The organism is Pseudomonas sp. BLCC-B112 (genome assembly GCF_028550695.1).
In the GTDB taxonomy this organism is placed as follows: Bacteria; Pseudomonadota; Gammaproteobacteria; order Pseudomonadales; family Pseudomonadaceae; genus Aquipseudomonas; species Aquipseudomonas danubii.
The window spans coordinates 137,290-151,950 of sequence record NZ_JAQQGK010000011.1 but is presented as its reverse complement, the minus strand read 5'-3'; the positions used below and the strand labels follow the sequence as shown (position 1 = coordinate 151,950).

Annotated in this window: 17 protein-coding genes; 9 read left to right on the top strand and 8 right to left on the bottom strand. The window is 63.7% G+C overall.

The window, feature by feature from the left end:
- Position 1: 1 nt before the first annotated feature.
- Together PQT43_RS26255 and PQT43_RS26250 are read right to left on the bottom strand one after the other, a co-directional pair.
- Complete coding sequence (locus tag PQT43_RS26255) at positions 2-235, bottom strand: DUF1161 domain-containing protein (RefSeq protein WP_102862463.1); 234 nt, start codon at positions 233-235, stop codon at positions 2-4.
- 151 nt (positions 236-386) lie between these two features.
- Positions 387-818: an OsmC family protein gene (locus PQT43_RS26250; RefSeq protein WP_102862462.1), complete on the bottom strand. Its 432-nt coding sequence runs from the start codon at positions 816-818 to the stop codon at positions 387-389.
- Positions 819-1,058: 240 nt separating this feature from the next.
- Between PQT43_RS26250 and PQT43_RS26245 the strand changes: the two genes are divergently transcribed.
- Entirely contained in the window at positions 1,059-2,060 is a 1,002-nt protein-coding gene (locus tag PQT43_RS26245; protein WP_110594134.1) for an LLM class flavin-dependent oxidoreductase, read from the top strand.
- A 66-nt stretch (positions 2,061-2,126) separates the two neighbouring features.
- Here the strand turns inward: PQT43_RS26245 and PQT43_RS26240 are convergent, their stop codons facing one another.
- Positions 2,127-2,351, bottom strand: coding sequence for a DUF1161 domain-containing protein (locus tag PQT43_RS26240; RefSeq protein WP_102862460.1), 225 nt, complete (start codon positions 2,349-2,351; stop codon positions 2,127-2,129).
- Between the two features lie 134 nt (positions 2,352-2,485).
- Complete coding sequence (locus PQT43_RS26235; protein ID WP_016965134.1) at positions 2,486-2,701, bottom strand: dodecin; 216 nt, start codon at positions 2,699-2,701, stop codon at positions 2,486-2,488.
- A 157-nt stretch (positions 2,702-2,858) separates the two neighbouring features.
- Between PQT43_RS26235 and PQT43_RS26230 the strand changes: the two genes are divergently transcribed.
- Entirely contained in the window at positions 2,859-3,185 is a 327-nt protein-coding gene (locus PQT43_RS26230) for a DUF883 family protein (RefSeq protein WP_102881426.1), read from the top strand.
- Here the strand turns inward: PQT43_RS26230 and PQT43_RS26225 are convergent.
- Positions 3,182-4,075, bottom strand: a complete 894-nt coding sequence (locus PQT43_RS26225; protein ID WP_253084151.1) for a LysR family transcriptional regulator — start codon at positions 4,073-4,075, stop codon at positions 3,182-3,184. The genes PQT43_RS26230 and PQT43_RS26225 overlap by 4 nt on opposite strands.
- A 130-nt stretch (positions 4,076-4,205) precedes the next feature.
- On the opposite strand from PQT43_RS26225, the gene trpB reads away from it, so the two are divergent.
- Positions 4,206-5,426: a tryptophan synthase subunit beta gene (gene trpB, locus PQT43_RS26220; protein ID WP_102862457.1), complete on the top strand. Its 1,221-nt coding sequence runs from the start codon at positions 4,206-4,208 to the stop codon at positions 5,424-5,426.
- Positions 5,426-6,238, top strand: a complete 813-nt coding sequence (trpA, locus tag PQT43_RS26215) for a tryptophan synthase subunit alpha (protein ID WP_253084150.1) — start codon at positions 5,426-5,428, stop codon at positions 6,236-6,238. Before trpB ends, trpA begins: the two co-directional genes overlap by 1 nt.
- Positions 6,239-6,326: 88 nt before the next feature.
- On the opposite strand, the gene PQT43_RS26210 is transcribed toward trpA, so the two are convergent.
- The gene (locus PQT43_RS26210; RefSeq protein ID WP_102881423.1) at positions 6,327-6,653 is read right to left on the bottom strand and encodes a DOPA 4,5-dioxygenase family protein; all 327 of its coding nucleotides are present in this window, start codon (positions 6,651-6,653) and stop codon (positions 6,327-6,329) included.
- Positions 6,654-6,758: 105 nt separating this feature from the next.
- The gene (locus PQT43_RS26205; protein ID WP_253084149.1) at positions 6,759-7,757 is read right to left on the bottom strand and encodes a LysR family transcriptional regulator; all 999 of its coding nucleotides are present in this window, start codon (positions 7,755-7,757) and stop codon (positions 6,759-6,761) included.
- A gap of 232 nt (positions 7,758-7,989) precedes the next feature.
- Between PQT43_RS26205 and ubiA the strand changes: the two genes are divergently transcribed.
- Together ubiA and PQT43_RS26195 are read left to right on the top strand one after the other, a co-directional pair.
- The gene (gene ubiA / locus PQT43_RS26200; protein ID WP_253084148.1) at positions 7,990-8,898 is read left to right on the top strand and encodes a 4-hydroxybenzoate octaprenyltransferase; all 909 of its coding nucleotides are present in this window, start codon (positions 7,990-7,992) and stop codon (positions 8,896-8,898) included.
- Positions 8,899-8,951: 53 nt separating this feature from the next.
- Positions 8,952-9,413: a DoxX family protein gene (locus PQT43_RS26195; protein ID WP_019095597.1), complete on the top strand. Its 462-nt coding sequence runs from the start codon at positions 8,952-8,954 to the stop codon at positions 9,411-9,413.
- Here PQT43_RS26195 and PQT43_RS26190 read toward each other — a convergent pair.
- Complete coding sequence (locus tag PQT43_RS26190) at positions 9,379-10,329, bottom strand: choline sulfate utilization transcriptional regulator (protein ID WP_102881420.1); 951 nt, start codon at positions 10,327-10,329, stop codon at positions 9,379-9,381. The two genes, PQT43_RS26195 and PQT43_RS26190, sit on opposite strands and share 35 nt — an antisense overlap.
- Positions 10,330-10,443: 114 nt before the next feature.
- Between PQT43_RS26190 and betC the strand changes: the two genes are divergently transcribed.
- From betC to PQT43_RS26175, 3 genes are all read left to right on the top strand, one after another.
- Positions 10,444-11,958: a choline-sulfatase gene (betC, locus tag PQT43_RS26185; RefSeq protein WP_253084147.1), complete on the top strand. Its 1,515-nt coding sequence runs from the start codon at positions 10,444-10,446 to the stop codon at positions 11,956-11,958.
- A 15-nt stretch (positions 11,959-11,973) separates the two neighbouring features.
- Positions 11,974-12,891 (top strand): choline ABC transporter substrate-binding protein, encoded by a 918-nt coding sequence (gene choX / locus PQT43_RS26180; RefSeq protein ID WP_253084146.1) that lies wholly within the window; start codon positions 11,974-11,976, stop codon positions 12,889-12,891.
- Between the two features lie 127 nt (positions 12,892-13,018).
- Positions 13,019-14,587, top strand: coding sequence for a SulP family inorganic anion transporter (locus tag PQT43_RS26175; RefSeq protein WP_253084145.1), 1,569 nt, complete (start codon positions 13,019-13,021; stop codon positions 14,585-14,587).
- Positions 14,588-14,661 lie beyond the last annotated feature (74 nt).

Here is a 14,661-nt window from a genome sequence, read left to right as displayed (position 1 = left end):
CTCAGCGATCGTTCTTCTGATAGATGATCTTCTTCGTGCCGTTCTCACAGCTGCCGACCACCATGTTGTTGTCGTGGACCTCGTCGTTGGTGACGATTTCCAGCGTGTAGGAGGCAACGCCCTGGGCCTGGATCTTGGCTTCGATCTCGGCCTTGAGTTCCTCGCAGGGCTTGGGGGCGGCGAAGGCCGATGTGGCCAGCGCACAGCAAACAACCGCCAAGGCAAAACGTTTCATGATCTCAAGCTCCCTTGCTACGGCGCGCACGAGCATGCGCTGAAGCCGCAGTCGCGTATTCGACCACAGGTTCTTGTCCGCCGCACAGACGCATTCACCGGCATGCCGGCTCCTGCCAACCGAAGCAGGAGCTGGCTTGCCGACGCAACGATCAACCCAACAGCGTCGCTTCCAGGCTGATCTTGGCATTGAGCACCTTGGACACCGGACACCCTTCCTTGGCCTTGTTGCTCAGCTCCGTGAACTGCTGCTGGCTGGCGCCGGGGATCTTCGCCTTGAGGATCAGGTGCACCGCCGTGATGGCGAAGCCGCCGTCCACCTGATCCAGGGTCACTTCCGCCTGGGTATCGATGCTGTCAGCCTTGAGCCCGGCATCACCGAGAATCATCGAAAACGCCATGGAGAAGCAGCCCGCATGGGCCGCACCGATCAACTCTTCCGGATTGGTGCCCTTGCCACCTTCAAAACGTGCCTTGAAGCCATAGGGCGCCTCACGCAACACCCCGGTTTCGGTCGAGATCGAGCCGATGCCGGTTTTCAGATCACCTTCCCAATGAGCCGAAGCCTTCTTTTTGATACTCATCTCTTTCTCCTCAAGAACCGGGTGCGAAGGGTCGCACCGCGCTTGTTTCTGTTGCCTAAGGGTTCTGAGGATAGATCCGGCGGCAAAGTTCAGCCGGTGTGCGCGACGTCTATTTACCCGACAAATTCACTCTGACTATTGAAACTCGGGTATATGCCCACATTGCATGAGTCTGACTTACAAATTTCGGCAGGTTTTGGCTCATGACAAAGGCCTGCACCCCTATGGAGAAGCAGGCCTATGAAACCGCTGTCCGCTGTTAAATTCTCGACCCTCGACCTGGTGCCCGTGCGTGAAGACGGCAGCCCGGCGCAATCCCTGCGCAATTCCCTGGACCTGGCCCAGCACGTGGAAAAGTTCGGCTACACCCGCTTCTGGGTCGCCGAACACCACAACATGGATGGCATCGCCAGTTCCGCCACTTCGGTGTTGCTGGGTTATCTGGCCGGTGGGACATCGAGCATTCGCGTCGGCTCCGGCGGGGTCATGCTGCCCAACCACGCACCGCTGGTGATCGCCGAACAGTTCGGCACCCTGGAAAGCCTGTACCCGGGACGCATTGACCTGGGCCTGGGCCGCGCCCCGGGTTCCGACCAGATGACCGCTCGCGCCTTGCGCCGGGAACGCTCCGGCAGCGCCGACGATTTCCCCGAGGACGTGGCGGAACTGATGGCCTACCTCGGCCCACGTACTCCGGAGCAACGGGTGATCGCAGTACCGGGCACCGGCACCAACGTACCGGTGTGGCTGCTGGGCTCCAGCCTGTTCAGTGCGCAACTGGCCGGAGAGCGGGGTTTGCCTTACGCCTTCGCCTCGCATTTCGCACCGCGCTACATGCATGAGGCGATTCGCGTCTATCGCAATCACTTCAAGCCTTCCGCGGTGCTCGACAAACCTTACGTGATGCTGGGCGTGCCTCTGGTAGCCGCGGATACTGATGAACACGCGGATTACCTGGCCACCTCGGTGTACCAGCGGATTCTCGCCCTGATGCGCGGCCAGAGCCTGGTCCAGCGCAAGCCGGTCAACAGCATGGACGGCCTGTGGCTGCCCCATGAGAAGGAGGCGGTGTCGAGTTTCCTGGGGTTGGCGATGATCGGCAGCCCGGCGAAGATCCGCGCCAAGCTGGAGGTGCTGATCGAGCAGACCGGCGCCGACGAGCTGATCTTTACCTGCGACCTGTACGAACACGCCGATCGCCTGCACTCCTATGAGTTGCTGGCCCAGGTGATGCAGGGCTAAGGCTGCTTTCGGGCACAAAAAAGCCGACGCTGATGCGTCGGCTTTTCAATGGGCTTCTACAAAGGCTCAACCGCGCTTGTAGACAATCTCCTTGGTGCCGGCTTCGCAGGAGCCAACCACTTTGCCGTCAGCCGCCGCGCCTTTGTCGACCACTTCCAGCGAATAGTGGGTGGCGCCTTTGGCATCGATCTTCGCGGCGATCTCGCTTTTCAGCTCTTCGCACGGCTTGCCGGCGGCAAGGGCAGTTCCCGCAAGACTCAACAAAGCAGCAGCTAATACTAGTTTTTTCATCGGTCACATTCCCTGGTCGGATCAAAAGAGGCGGCGTTGCAGCCAGCCTGACAGAGGCTCAAGACAGTTGTAGCGCTTTGCCACTTCCTATGGCACTCGGCCAGCGCACAAGTTCCAGAGCCTAGCCCAAGCTTTCAACTATTGGCAATCCGGAAGCCTACCTTGAGGGTGACCTGGAAATGCGCCGCTTTACCGTCCTTGATATGACCCCGGGTTTCGGTCACTTCGAACCACTCCAGGTGCTTGATGCTCTTGTGCGCCTCGGCCAGCGCGTTGTTGATTGCCTCTTCGATGCTGTTCGGCGACGAACCCACCAGTTCGACTTTCTTATAGGTGTGATGATCGGTCATGGCGCTCTCCTTTTTTGCTGTGAAATACAGCCTAGCAGTGATTTTTCTTATTACTTGGGGCGCCATTGCTCACGGCTAGTTCAGATTTTCTGCACTTTCTGAACAGGCCGCAGTCGGAACCTACAGAGTCCGTTCACTACCCTGCAGGAGAGCCGACATGGCCAACACCTCGTTACGCAAAGCCTCACTGGAAAGTATGGAAGCCGAGATCGAAAGCCTGCTCAAATCCCTGGAAAGCCTCAAGGACGATGCGACTGACGAATCGCGCAAAACCCTCAAGGCCCTCAAGAGCAACGCCGAGAATGCGCTCAAGCATTCCCGCAGCCTGATCAGCGATGCCTACGAAGAAGTCAAAGTGAAAACCCGCGAAACCGGGATCGCCACTCGCGAATACGCCCAGGAACACCCGTGGGCGACCGCCGGCGTGGCGGTAGGCGCCATCGGCCTGCTGGCCGCCTACCTGCTGTGCAAGCGCGGTAACTAAAGCGCCTGGCGTAGTTCGTTTTTCAACCACTGCGCCAATTGCCGGGCGCGCCCATCGGCGGCGCGCTTGGGTAACCACAGCGCCAGTTGCCCCGGGGTGTCGGAAAACCCCCACGGGGCAACCAGCCTGCCCGCCAGCAAGTCCTCGGCCACCAGCGGCTCTGGAGCGATTGCCACGCCCAGCCCGGCCACGGCCGCTTCCAGCAAGTAATACAAATGCTCGAAACCCTGCCCGTACTTCAGCGCCTCGGCGCTGATGCCGTTGTGCCGTGCCCAACTGGGCCAGGCCTGGGGACGCGAGGTGGTGTGCAGCAGCGACTCCGCCGCCAGGGCCGCCGCTGGCGCTTCGCGCAAGTGCGAGTAACCGGCATAGCGCGGGCTGAGCACCGGCCCGATTCGCTCGCAGGCCAGCTCATAGACCTGCATGTCCGCCGGCCAGGGGGGCTCGGCAAACACCAGCAAGGCATCCAGCCCCGGGCGCCGGGGGTCCAGATCGCCTTCACCAGCGGAAAGGTGCAGGCGCAGGTCCGGCAAATCGGCATTCAGGCGCCCCAGGCGCGGAATCAGCCAACGCGCCAGCAGGCTGCCGGAGCAGCCGAGCACGAAGGGCGCATCGGCACTGCCCCGGGTCAGTTCGCCACAGACGTCCCGCAGACGCTCGAAGGCCTCGCTGCTGGCATCGCGCAGGCGAACCCCGGCATCTGTGAGTTTAATGCCACGGCCATCCTTGACGAAAAGACTCAGGCCCAGGTGTTCTTCCAGCACCTTCAACTGCCGGCTGACCGCACCGTGAGTCACGTGCAGTTGTTCGGCAGCCTGGCTGACGCTGTTGAGCCGGGCAGTGGCTTCGAAGGCCCGCAGGGCGTTCAGGGGGGGCAGGTCGCGGCTCATGGGATAGGTGAGTTTTCCTGACAGGTTGCGGCGATCTTATCGGTTTTCAGGCTCCAGTGTCAGGGGTAGAGTGGGCTCCATTGTCCTTCCACGAATCTGTCATTCCACACACTTCCCCGGGAGCGCTCCAATGACCCAGTCCCAATTGCGTAATGGTCCTGACGACAACGGCCTGTTTGGCGCGTTCGGCGGCCGTTATGTGGCAGAAACCCTGATGCCGCTGATCCTCGACCTGGCCCGTGAATACGAAAAGGCCAAGGAAGATCCCGAGTTTCTCAAGGAGCTGGCCTACTTCCAGCGCGACTACGTCGGCCGTCCCAGCCCGCTGTACTTCGCCGAACGCCTGACCGAACACTGCGGCGGCGCCAAGATCTACCTCAAGCGCGAAGAGCTGAACCACACCGGCGCGCACAAGATCAACAACTGCATCGGCCAGATCCTCCTGGCCCGGCGCATGGGCAAGAAACGCATCATCGCCGAGACCGGCGCCGGCATGCACGGCGTGGCCACCGCCACCGTGGCCGCGCGTTTTGGCCTGGATTGCGTGATCTACATGGGCACCACCGACATCGAACGCCAACAGGCCAACGTGTTCCGCATGAAGCTGCTGGGCGCCGAAGTGATCCCGGTCGTCGCCGGCACCGGCACCCTGAAAGACGCGATGAACGAAGCCCTGCGTGACTGGGTAACCAACGTCGACAGCACCTTCTACCTGATCGGCACCGTGGCCGGCCCGCACCCGTACCCGGCCATGGTCCGCGACTTCCAGGCTGTGATCGGCAAGGAAACCCGCGAGCAGATGCAAGCCCAGGAAGGCCGCCTGCCGGACAGCCTGGTGGCGTGCATCGGCGGCGGCTCCAACGCCATGGGCCTGTTCCACCCGTTCCTCGACGACAAAAGCGTGCAGATCATTGGCGTTGAAGCTGCCGGCTACGGCATCGAGACCGGCAAGCACGCCGCCAGCCTGAACGGCGGCGTACCGGGCGTGCTGCACGGCAACCGCACCTTCCTGCTGCAGGACGACGATGGCCAGATCATCGACGCCCACTCGATTTCCGCCGGCCTCGACTACCCCGGCATCGGCCCGGAACACGCCTGGTTGCACGACATCGGCCGCGTCGAATACACCTCGGTGACCGACGACGAAGCCCTGGCCGCGTTCCACCAGTGCTGCCGCCTGGAAGGCATCATCCCGGCCCTGGAAAGCGCCCACGCCCTGGCCGAAGTCTTCAAGCGCGCGCCGACCCTGCCCAAGGATCACCTGATGGTGGTCAACCTCTCGGGCCGCGGCGACAAAGACATGCAAACCGTCATGCACCACATGCAACAGTCCCAGCAGGAGAAACACTGATGAGCCGCCTGCACACCCGCTTTGCCAAGCTCAAGGAACAGAACCGCGCCGCCCTGGTGACCTTCGTCACTGCCGGCGACCCGAGCTACGACACTTCCCTGGCGATCCTCAAGGGCCTGCCCGCAGCGGGTGCCGACGTGATCGAACTGGGCATGCCCTTCACCGATCCGATGGCCGACGGCCCGGCGATCCAGCTGGCCAACATCCGGGCCCTGGGGGCCAAGCAAAACCTGGCGAAAACCCTGCAGATGGTCCGCGAGTTCCGCGAAGGCAACAATGAAACCCCGCTGGTGCTGATGGGCTACTACAACCCGATTCACCATTACGGCGTGGCGCGCTTCATTGCCGACGCCAAGGCATCTGGTGTGGATGGCCTGATCGTGGTGGACATGCCGCCGGAACATAACAGCGAGCTGTGCGACCCGGCCCAGGCCGCCGGCATCGACTTCATCCGCCTGACCACCCCAACCACCGACGACGCGCGCCTGCCCAAGGTGCTCGACGGCAGTTCCGGCTTTGTCTACTACGTTTCGGTAGCCGGGGTGACCGGTGCCGGCGCCGCCACCCTGGAACATGTGGAAGAGGCCGTGACCCGCCTGCGTCGCCACACCGACCTGCCCATCAGCATCGGTTTCGGCATCCGTACCCCGGAGCAGGCCGCCGCCATCGCCCGTCTGGCAGACGGCGTGGTCGTGGGCTCGGCACTGATCGACCACATCGCCAACGCCGAGTCTTCCGAGCAAGCGGTGGATGGCGTCCTGAGCCTGTGCGCAGCCCTTTCCGAAGGCGTACGCAAGGCTCGGGTCAGCTGAAGGTTAAGACCAGACCGCAAGATCAGGGGGGCGCAACCAAAGGTTGCGCCCCCTTTTTGCATGGTGTGCACGAGCAACCACCAGCTCCTTAGAACCCCGTCAGATCCAGCGGCCGCATGGCCCCCATCCAGATCGCATGATCGGTGTGATCGAGCAAGTCGTCCCCGGTATCGGGGTGCAGGAACACCACCAGCCCCCGGCGATTGAGGGCCAGCCACGGCACTACCTGGGCAAACACCTCAGGGGCGAACGCCAACTGGCAACTCCAGTCCGGATGGGGCCCCACCGGCCGCTCGTGGACCCGACCCATTTTCAGGTCAAACAGCTGCGCGGCCTGCTCGCACAAGGCCCGGGCCTGGCCGATGGTACTGGCGTCGAAGTAGACGTGGGCGTGATAACCCTTGATCCGTTGCATGCAAACCCTCGCGATAAAAGACCAAGCCTCAAAGCTCGTCACAGAGGCTGAGCACCCTCTGTGGAAAAAACACCGGCCCCATGAAAACACCGAAAGCCGAGCAGCTCAAAGCGGTTGCGCCAGCGCGCCTGCCACCTCCAGCAACTGCTGGCGCAACCAGAGATGGGCCGGGTCTACCGTGTTGCGTCCATGCCAGATCGCCAACAGCGACGACGCTTCAACCGCCAGTGGCAGCGCCCGCTGACACAGGCCAAAGCGCTGTTCGAAAGCCCGGGCCAGTGGCCCCGGCACAATCGCCACCAGCCGCGACTGTTCCAGCAACTGCGGCAGCACCAGGGCATGGGGCAGGGTGACCTTGTATTGGGGACTGCGGCCAATCGCCGCCAGCGCCTGCTCCAGGCGCTGGCGATCGAACATCTCCGACTGCCGGGCAATACCGCGCTCAAGAATGTAGCCGTTGACCGCACCTTCCTCCTGCCCGCCTACCGACAGTGTGATCAATGGCTGGTCCGCCAGGGCCTCAAGGGTCAACTCGGGCAGGTCGAGCAAGGGATGCTCGGGACACATCAGCAACACATCCTGCTGCTGCCAGAGACGGGCGCTGTGCACTCGCTGCGGCAGCTCGGCAAACACCCCCACGGCCAGGTCGATGCGCCCGACGTCGATCTGCTCGGCCAGATCCAGGCGAGTCGCAGGGCGCACCACCAGGTCCACCCCCGGAGCTTCCTGGGCCAGGCGCCGCAACAGCGGTGCCAGCAGCACCGAACTCAGATAGTCATTGGCGGCAAGGGTGAAGGTCCGCGTTGCGCTGGCGGGGTCGAACGCCTCCACGCCCACGGTGCGCTGAATGGTCAGCAGTGCTTCGCGCAGCGGGCCGGCAATTGCTTCGGCACGGGCCGACGGCTGCATGCCCTTGGCGGTGCGAATAAACAACTCGTCCTGCAGGGACTCACGCAACCGGGTCAAGGCATGGCTGACCGCCGACTGGCTCAGATGCAGGCGCTTGCTGGCCAGCAGGATGCTGCGGTCCTCATAGACGGCATCGAAAACCCGCAGCAGGTTGAGGTCGATACGCGGGACGCGGGGCACTTCATCACGGAGCATATTGCATATCCTGCAGGAGGCTATTGCGGATTGTTCCCTTGCCCCAGGGGGCGGGCGCGGGCAACTTTAGCGCATCCGACAAGCGAGCAGATGGCACTGAAAATCAAACCGTGCGATCACGACCACGGCTTGCCCGAAGTTCAGTGAAAGCAACTGACCTGAGTGTTTTTCGACCCCTTGAAACCTCGTCCTCAGTTGCGATCAAGACCGTGCTCAAGTTCAGGGAACGAAGATGCCCGCAAGCCCCGACCTCAATGACATTCGCGCCCACGATTGGGTCGCCACCCGGCTGCCCCGCTCCTGGCAGGCCTACGCCCGCCTGATGCGCCTGGACCGGCCCATCGGCACCTGGCTGACCCTGCTGCCGGCCCTGGCCGCGTTGATACTCTGCGCCGGACGTATTCCGCAGCTCGGCACGGTGCTGGTGTTCGCCCTCGGCGCCCTGCTGATGCGCAGTGCCGGCTGCTGCATCAATGACATCCTCGACCGACGCTTCGACGCCCAGGTCAACCGCACCCGCCAGCGGCCCCTGGCCAAGGGCTCACTGAGCCTGAATCAGGCCCTGGCTTGCCTGGTCGTACTCTTGCTGCTGGCGGCCGCATTGCTGCCATTGCTACGCCCACTGACGGTGCTGCTGGCACTGGGCTGCGTGCCGCTGACCCTGATCTACCCGCTGTTCAAACGCTTCACCCACTGGCCCCAGGCGTTTCTCGGCGCGGTGTTCAACTGGGGCGTGCTCATGGCCAGTGTGGAAACCACCGGCAGCCTGAAACCCAGTGCGCTGGCGCTGTGGCTGGGCTGCCTGTTCTGGCAGTTGGGCTACGACACGCTCTATGCCTACAGCGACCGTGAGGACGACCTGAAAATGGGCCTGCGCTCCACCGCGACGCTGTTCGCCGAACGGGGCAAGACCTGGATCGCCGGGTTCTACGCCATGACCGTGCTGTGCTGGTGCGGCGCGGGCCTGCTGGCCGGTGCCAACCCGGGCTTTTTCATCGTGCTGCTGCCGATCGCCTTGTCCCTGGCCTACCAGCTCAGCCTGTTCAGTCCGGACCACCCGGAGCCCTGCAACGACCTGTTTCGCAGCAACTTCCACGTCGGCGTGCTGCTCCTGGCCGGCGCCTCGGTGGCCATCGTTTAACCGCTGAACACTCAGCAATCGGCAACATTCCCAACCACACAAGGACTTGTCATATGCCTGCCCGCTCAATCGCATCACCACTCTCGGCACCGGAACAATGGGCCGCCCTGTTCCTGCGCCTGGCCCTGGGCGCCATGTACATCGCCCATGCGCTGTTCAAAGTCCTGGTCCTGGGCTGGCCGGGCACCCTCAAGCTGTTCGGCGCCACCGGCATGCCCGAGTGGATGACCTACCCGGCGGTGTGCGCCGAGCTGGTGGGGGGCTTGTTGCTGATACTCGGGGTCGGCGTGCGCTGGATCGCCCTGGGGCTGCTGCCGATGCTGCTGGGGGCGATTGTCTTCGTCCACGGCGCCCACGGCTGGATCTACACCAGCCCGGGCGGCGGCTGGGAATACCTGGCCTTCCTGGCGGTGGTGTCGGTGTCGCTGGTGTGCCTGGGCAACGGCGCACTGTCCCTGTTGAGCCTGTTCAAGGCGCCGCCTACAAGGCAATGGACGGCAACGACAGCCCCTTGAGGGATTGAGCGCTGCCGGCTTGCTCGGCCATCAGCCAGTCGACGAAGCGCTGGATCAATGGGCCACGGCGCTTGCGTGGCGGCAGCACCACGTAATAGCCGTAGCCGGACAGCGCACTCTGGGCGATCGGCCGGCACAACAGCCCCTGCGCCAGCAAATCGTCCACCAGATGACGCCAGCCGATGGCCACGCCCTGACCGCCGATGGCCGCCTGGATCAGCAAGGTGTAGTTGTCGAAACGCAATTGCCCGGGGGGCGGGGCGCCAGCCAGGCCCAGTTCGCGGAACACCCCGCTCCAGTCGAACCAGTGGCTGGCGTTTTCACCCCGCAGGTGCAGCAGCGGCATCTCCAGCAGGGCATGGGCGGGCAGGGGAGCCAGACGCTCCTTGAGCAGCAGCGGGCTGCACACCGGAAACACTTCCTCGCTGAACAGCCAGCGACTTTCGCCGTGCTTGAAACGCCCGTCGCCGAACAGCACCGCCACGTCGATATCGCTGCGCAGCATGCTGTGGCTGCGTTCACTGGTCACCAGGCTGACGTCCACCTGGGGATTGGCCTCATGAAAACGATGCAGGCGCGGCATCAGCCAGTAGGCGGCGAAGGCGAAGTCCGTGGCCACCTGCAGCACCTCGTGCTGATGCTGCTGGCTCAGAGCACTGAGGCCGGCGTCGATGCTCTGCAAGCCAATCTGCACCTGTTCCAGTAGCAAGGCGCCGGATTCGGTCAGTTCGATACCGCGGTAGATCCGGTCGAACAGGCGCACGTTCAACCGCTCCTCCAACCGTTTGATCTGCTGGCTGATGGCCGGCTGGGTGGTCCCCAGTTCCACCGCCGCGGCGGTGAAGCTGCGCAAACGGGCCGCTGCTTCAAACACCCGGAGCAGGTCCAGGGACAGGTCGCCAAGGGCTTCATACATAAGCTGTGCTTATCCTAGTCATTGCCGTGCATGGGCTTTACCGCCAAAGACATGGAATCCATGCTCGATCGCAGCACTTTCGCATAACCATCGACTATGGAATGCCGCGAATCCATGAAGCGCAAGAACATTCTTTTCATCATGGCCGACCAGATGGCCGCGCCCTTGCTGCCGTTCTACGGTTCATCACCGATCAAGCTGCCGCACCTCAGCCGTCTGGCTGCCCAGGGCGTAGTATTCGATGCCGCCTACTGCAACAGCCCGCTGTGCGCACCGTCGCGCTTTACCCTGGTCAGCGGGCAGTTGCCGAGCAGAATCGGCGCCTACGACAACGCCGCGGACTTTCCCGCCGACGTGCCCACCTACGCCCACTACCTGCGGCGCCTGGGCTACCGCACCGCGCTGTCGGGCAAGATGCACTTCTGCGGCCCGGATCAGTTGCACGGTTATGAAGAGCGCCTGACCACCGACATCTACCCCGCCGACTACGGCTGGGCGGTGAACTGGGATGAGCCCGAGGTGCGTCCCAGCTGGTACCACAACATGTCCTCGGTGCTGCAGGCCGGGCCCTGCGTGCGCACCAACCAGCTGGATTTCGATGAAGAGGTGGTGTTCAAGGCCCAGCAGTACCTGTTCGACCATGTGCGCGAAGCCGGCGACCAGCCGTTCTGCCTCACCGTGTCCATGACTCATCCCCACGATCCCTACACCATCCCCAAGGCCTTCTGGGACCTGTACCGCGACGACGAAATCCCACTGCCCCAGACCCCACCGCAAAGCGAACTGGACCCGCATTCCCAGCGCCTGCTCAAGGTCTACGACCTGTGGGACAAGCCCCTGCCTGTGGATAAGATCCGCGACGCGCGACGGGCCTACTTCGGCGCCTGCAGCTACATCGACAGCAACGTCGGCAAGCTGCTGCAGACCCTGGAAGACACCGGGTTGGCGGACGACACCCTGATCGTGTTTTCCGGCGACCACGGCGACATGATCGGCGAGCGCGGCCTCTGGTACAAAATGCACTGGTTCGAAATGGCCGCCCGGGTGCCGCTACTGATCCATGCGCCGGGGCAGTTCGCCGCCGGGCGAGTCAGCGCGGCAGTTTCCACCGCCGACCTGCTGCCGACCCTGGTGGAACTGGCCGGCGGCCGTGTGGAGGCGGACCTGCCCCTGGACGGCCGCTCCCTGGTCCCCCATCTGCTGGGGCAGGGCGGCCACGATGAGGTGTTCGGCGAATACATGGCCGAAGGCACCATCAGCCCGCTGATGATGATTCGTCGGGGCGCCTACAAATTCATCTACAGCGAAGACGACCCCTGCCTACTCTTCGATGTAGCCAACGACCCTCAGGAACACCGCGACCTCAGCCAGTCGGCCGAGCATCGAGCGCTGTTCGACGCCTTCCTCGCCGAAGCCCGGGCCAAGTGGGACATCCCCACCCTTCACCAACAGGTCCTGGCCAGCCAGCGCCGTCGCCGCCTGGTGGCCGACGCCCTGGGCCGGGGCACGCGCAAGAGCTGGGATCACCAGCCACTGGTAGACGCCAGTGCGCAATACATGCGCAACCACATCGACCTCGACGATCTGGAGCGCAAGGCGCGTTATCCACAACCCTGCCAACACCAATAATCCAAGGGGAAGAGCATGCAAAAGTTATCCACAGCGCTGGCCGTCGGGTTCCTGGCTCTGGGCAGCACAACCGCCTGGGCCGACTCGTGCTCAACCGTGAAGATGGCCGATCCGGGCTGGAGCGACATCGCCGCCACCAACGCCATCGCCAGCTTTCTACTGGACGGCATGGGCTACAAGGCCAAGATCGACACCCTGGCGGTGCCGATCACCTACGGCGGCCTCAAGGACGGCCAGGTGGATGTGTTCCTGGGCAACTGGATGCCGGCGCAGCAGGGCTTCTACGACAAGTTCGTGGCCAATGGCGAGGTGATCCAGCTGGCGAAGAACCTGGAAGGCACCGAGTTCACCCTGGCAGTTCCGGATTACGTGTGGGACGCCGGGGTGCACGACTTTGCCGACCTGAGCAAGTTCGCCGACAAGTTTGACAAGAAGATCTACGGCATCGGCTCCGGTGCCCCGGCCAACCTGTCGCTGCAGGAGATCATCAAGAACAACGAGTTCAGCCTCGGCCAGTGGAAGCTGATCGAGTCCAGCGAGCAGGCGATGCTCGCCGAAGTGTCCCGGGCCACGAAAAAACAGCGCTTCGTGACCTTCCTCGGCTGGACCCCGCACCCGATGAACGTGCAGCTGAAAATGCATTACCTGACCGGGGGCGAGAAGTACTTCGGCGCCAGCGGCAGCGTCTACACCCTGACGCGCAAGGGTTATGCACAGGCCTGCCCGAACGTCGGCAAGCTCCTTACCAATCTGCGGTTCACCCAGGACATGGAGAACGCCATCATGGCCGAGGTGGTGAACAAGAAGGTCAGCAACGCCGACGCCGCCAAGGCCTGGATCAAGGCCAACCCGGCGGTGCTGGAGCAATGGCTGGAAGGGGTCCGGACCATCGATGACAAAGAGGCCCTGGCGGCGGTGAAGGCCAAGTTGTAGCCCGAGGTGCGCCGGCCATTCGCCGGCAAGCCGGCTCCTAGGGGATCAGGGGCCGGCCTCGGCACGTGCCCAAGGCCGGACAATGCTTTACCCTGGCCCCCCTGAATCTACCCACCCGTGAGGAACCATGGCCTGGCCCAACCGCCATTCACTCCTGCCTTTCCTCGGCTGGCTGCCACGGCAGACCCGGGCCAGCGTTGGCCGGGATCTGCTGGTGGGCCTGAGCGGCGCGATTCTCGCCCTGCCGCAATCCATCGCCTATGCGCTGATCGCCGGCCTGCCGCCGGAGTACGGCCTGTACGCGGCCATAGTCCCGGTGCTGATCGCCTGCCTCTGGGGTTCGTCCTGGCACCTGATCTGCGGGCCCACGGCAGCGATCTCCATTGTTCTGTATGCCAGTGTCAGCCCTCTGGCGGTGCCGGCATCCGAGGACTACATCACCCTGGTCCTACTGCTGACACTGCTGGCCGGGGTCTTCCAGTGGCTGCTGGGGCTGCTGCGCTTCGGCGCCCTGGTGAACTTCGTCTCGCATTCGGTGGTGCTGGGTTTCACCCTAGGTGCCGCGGTGGTGATCGCCCTGGGGCAATTGCCCAACCTCCTGGGCCTGGAGCTGCCAAACCAGGCCACCGCCCTCAATAGCCTGACCTCGCTGCTGGAACACCTGGACGCTGTGGACAAGCCTTCGCTGTTGCTGGGGCTGGGCACCCTGATCGTCGGCCTCGGCCTGAAGCTGTTGGCGCCGCGCTGGCCCAGCCTGTTGCTCAGCCTGGTCCTCAGTGCGCTGGTGGTCTGGCTGCTGCCGGGGGTGTTCGGGCACGTCAAATTGGTCAGCGCCTTCGTGGGCCGGCTACCGCCCTTGAGCCCGTTGCCACTGGACCTGGATCTGGTCCTGCGGCTGCTGCCCAGTGCCGTGGCGGTGGGGATGCTGGGGCTGGTGACCAGCCTGTCGATTGCCCGCTCACTGTCGGCACGTTCGGAACAACTGCTCGACGCCAACCAGGAAGTCCGCGCCCAGGGCTTGTCGAACATGGTGGGGGCGTTTTTCTCCGGCTACCTGTCCTCCGGCTCCTTCACCCGCTCGGGCTTGAGTTATGAAGCCGGTGCCCGCTCGCCCCTGGCCGGGGTGTTCTCGGCGCTGTGGGTGGCGCTGTTCGCGGTGGCCGGCGCCGGGCTGATCGCCCATATCCCGATTCCGGCCATGGCCGGCAGCATCCTGCTGATCTGCTGGGGCCTGGTGGATCATCGGGGCATCCGCGCGCTGTTCCGGGTCAGCCGCGCCGAATTCCTGGTGATGAGCCTGACCTGCATCGCCACCTTGCTCCTGGAGTTGCAGACGGCGATCTATGCCGGGGTCCTGGCGTCGCTGTTCTTCTACCTCAAGCGCACCTCCCAGCCACGGGTGCAGCATTCCAGCGAGGGCGATGCAGACATCCTGCGGGTGGGTGGCTCGATCTTCTTTGGCGCCAGTCATTACCTGCAGGTGCGCATGCAACGCTGCCATGCACCGAAACTGGTGATCGACGCCCGGCAGATCAACTTCATCGACTATTCAGGGGTGGAGATGCTGCATCAGGAGGCGCGCCGACTGAAACGCCAGGACCGCAGCCTGACCCTGCGCCGGGCACGGCAGACGGTGAAAGAGGAATTGATCAAGCTCGAAGGACCGGAGCACTGCCCGATCCGCTTCGAAGACTGAACCCGCAGGCGTCTTGCCCACACTCGACGTAGGAGCCGGCTTGCCGGCGAAGAGCCTGGCCCAGCCTTGAAGCC

Excerpts from the sequence above, each read along its gene's own strand:
- PQT43_RS26255 (WP_102862463.1), bottom strand. The coding sequence starts at position 235 with ATGAAACGTTTTGCCTTGGCGGTTGTTTGCTGTGCGCTGGCCACATCG.
- PQT43_RS26250 (WP_102862462.1), bottom strand. The coding sequence starts at position 818 with ATGAGTATCAAAAAGAAGGCTTCGGCTCATTGGGAAGGTGATCTGAAA.
- PQT43_RS26245 (WP_110594134.1), top strand. The coding sequence starts at position 1,059 with ATGAAACCGCTGTCCGCTGTTAAATTCTCGACCCTCGACCTGGTGCCC.
- PQT43_RS26240 (WP_102862460.1), bottom strand. The coding sequence starts at position 2,351 with ATGAAAAAACTAGTATTAGCTGCTGCTTTGTTGAGTCTTGCGGGAACT.
- PQT43_RS26235 (WP_016965134.1), bottom strand. The coding sequence starts at position 2,701 with ATGACCGATCATCACACCTATAAGAAAGTCGAACTGGTGGGTTCGTCG.
- PQT43_RS26230 (WP_102881426.1), top strand. The coding sequence starts at position 2,859 with ATGGCCAACACCTCGTTACGCAAAGCCTCACTGGAAAGTATGGAAGCC.
- PQT43_RS26225 (WP_253084151.1), bottom strand. The coding sequence starts at position 4,075 with ATGAGCCGCGACCTGCCCCCCCTGAACGCCCTGCGGGCCTTCGAAGCC.
- trpB (WP_102862457.1), top strand. The coding sequence starts at position 4,206 with ATGACCCAGTCCCAATTGCGTAATGGTCCTGACGACAACGGCCTGTTT.
- trpA (WP_253084150.1), top strand. The coding sequence starts at position 5,426 with ATGAGCCGCCTGCACACCCGCTTTGCCAAGCTCAAGGAACAGAACCGC.
- PQT43_RS26210 (WP_102881423.1), bottom strand. The coding sequence starts at position 6,653 with ATGCAACGGATCAAGGGTTATCACGCCCACGTCTACTTCGACGCCAGT.
- PQT43_RS26205 (WP_253084149.1), bottom strand. The coding sequence starts at position 7,757 with ATGCTCCGTGATGAAGTGCCCCGCGTCCCGCGTATCGACCTCAACCTG.
- ubiA (WP_253084148.1), top strand. The coding sequence starts at position 7,990 with ATGCCCGCAAGCCCCGACCTCAATGACATTCGCGCCCACGATTGGGTC.
- PQT43_RS26195 (WP_019095597.1), top strand. The coding sequence starts at position 8,952 with ATGCCTGCCCGCTCAATCGCATCACCACTCTCGGCACCGGAACAATGG.
- PQT43_RS26190 (WP_102881420.1), bottom strand. The coding sequence starts at position 10,329 with ATGTATGAAGCCCTTGGCGACCTGTCCCTGGACCTGCTCCGGGTGTTT.
- betC (WP_253084147.1), top strand. The coding sequence starts at position 10,444 with ATGAAGCGCAAGAACATTCTTTTCATCATGGCCGACCAGATGGCCGCG.
- choX (WP_253084146.1), top strand. The coding sequence starts at position 11,974 with ATGCAAAAGTTATCCACAGCGCTGGCCGTCGGGTTCCTGGCTCTGGGC.
- PQT43_RS26175 (WP_253084145.1), top strand. The coding sequence starts at position 13,019 with ATGGCCTGGCCCAACCGCCATTCACTCCTGCCTTTCCTCGGCTGGCTG.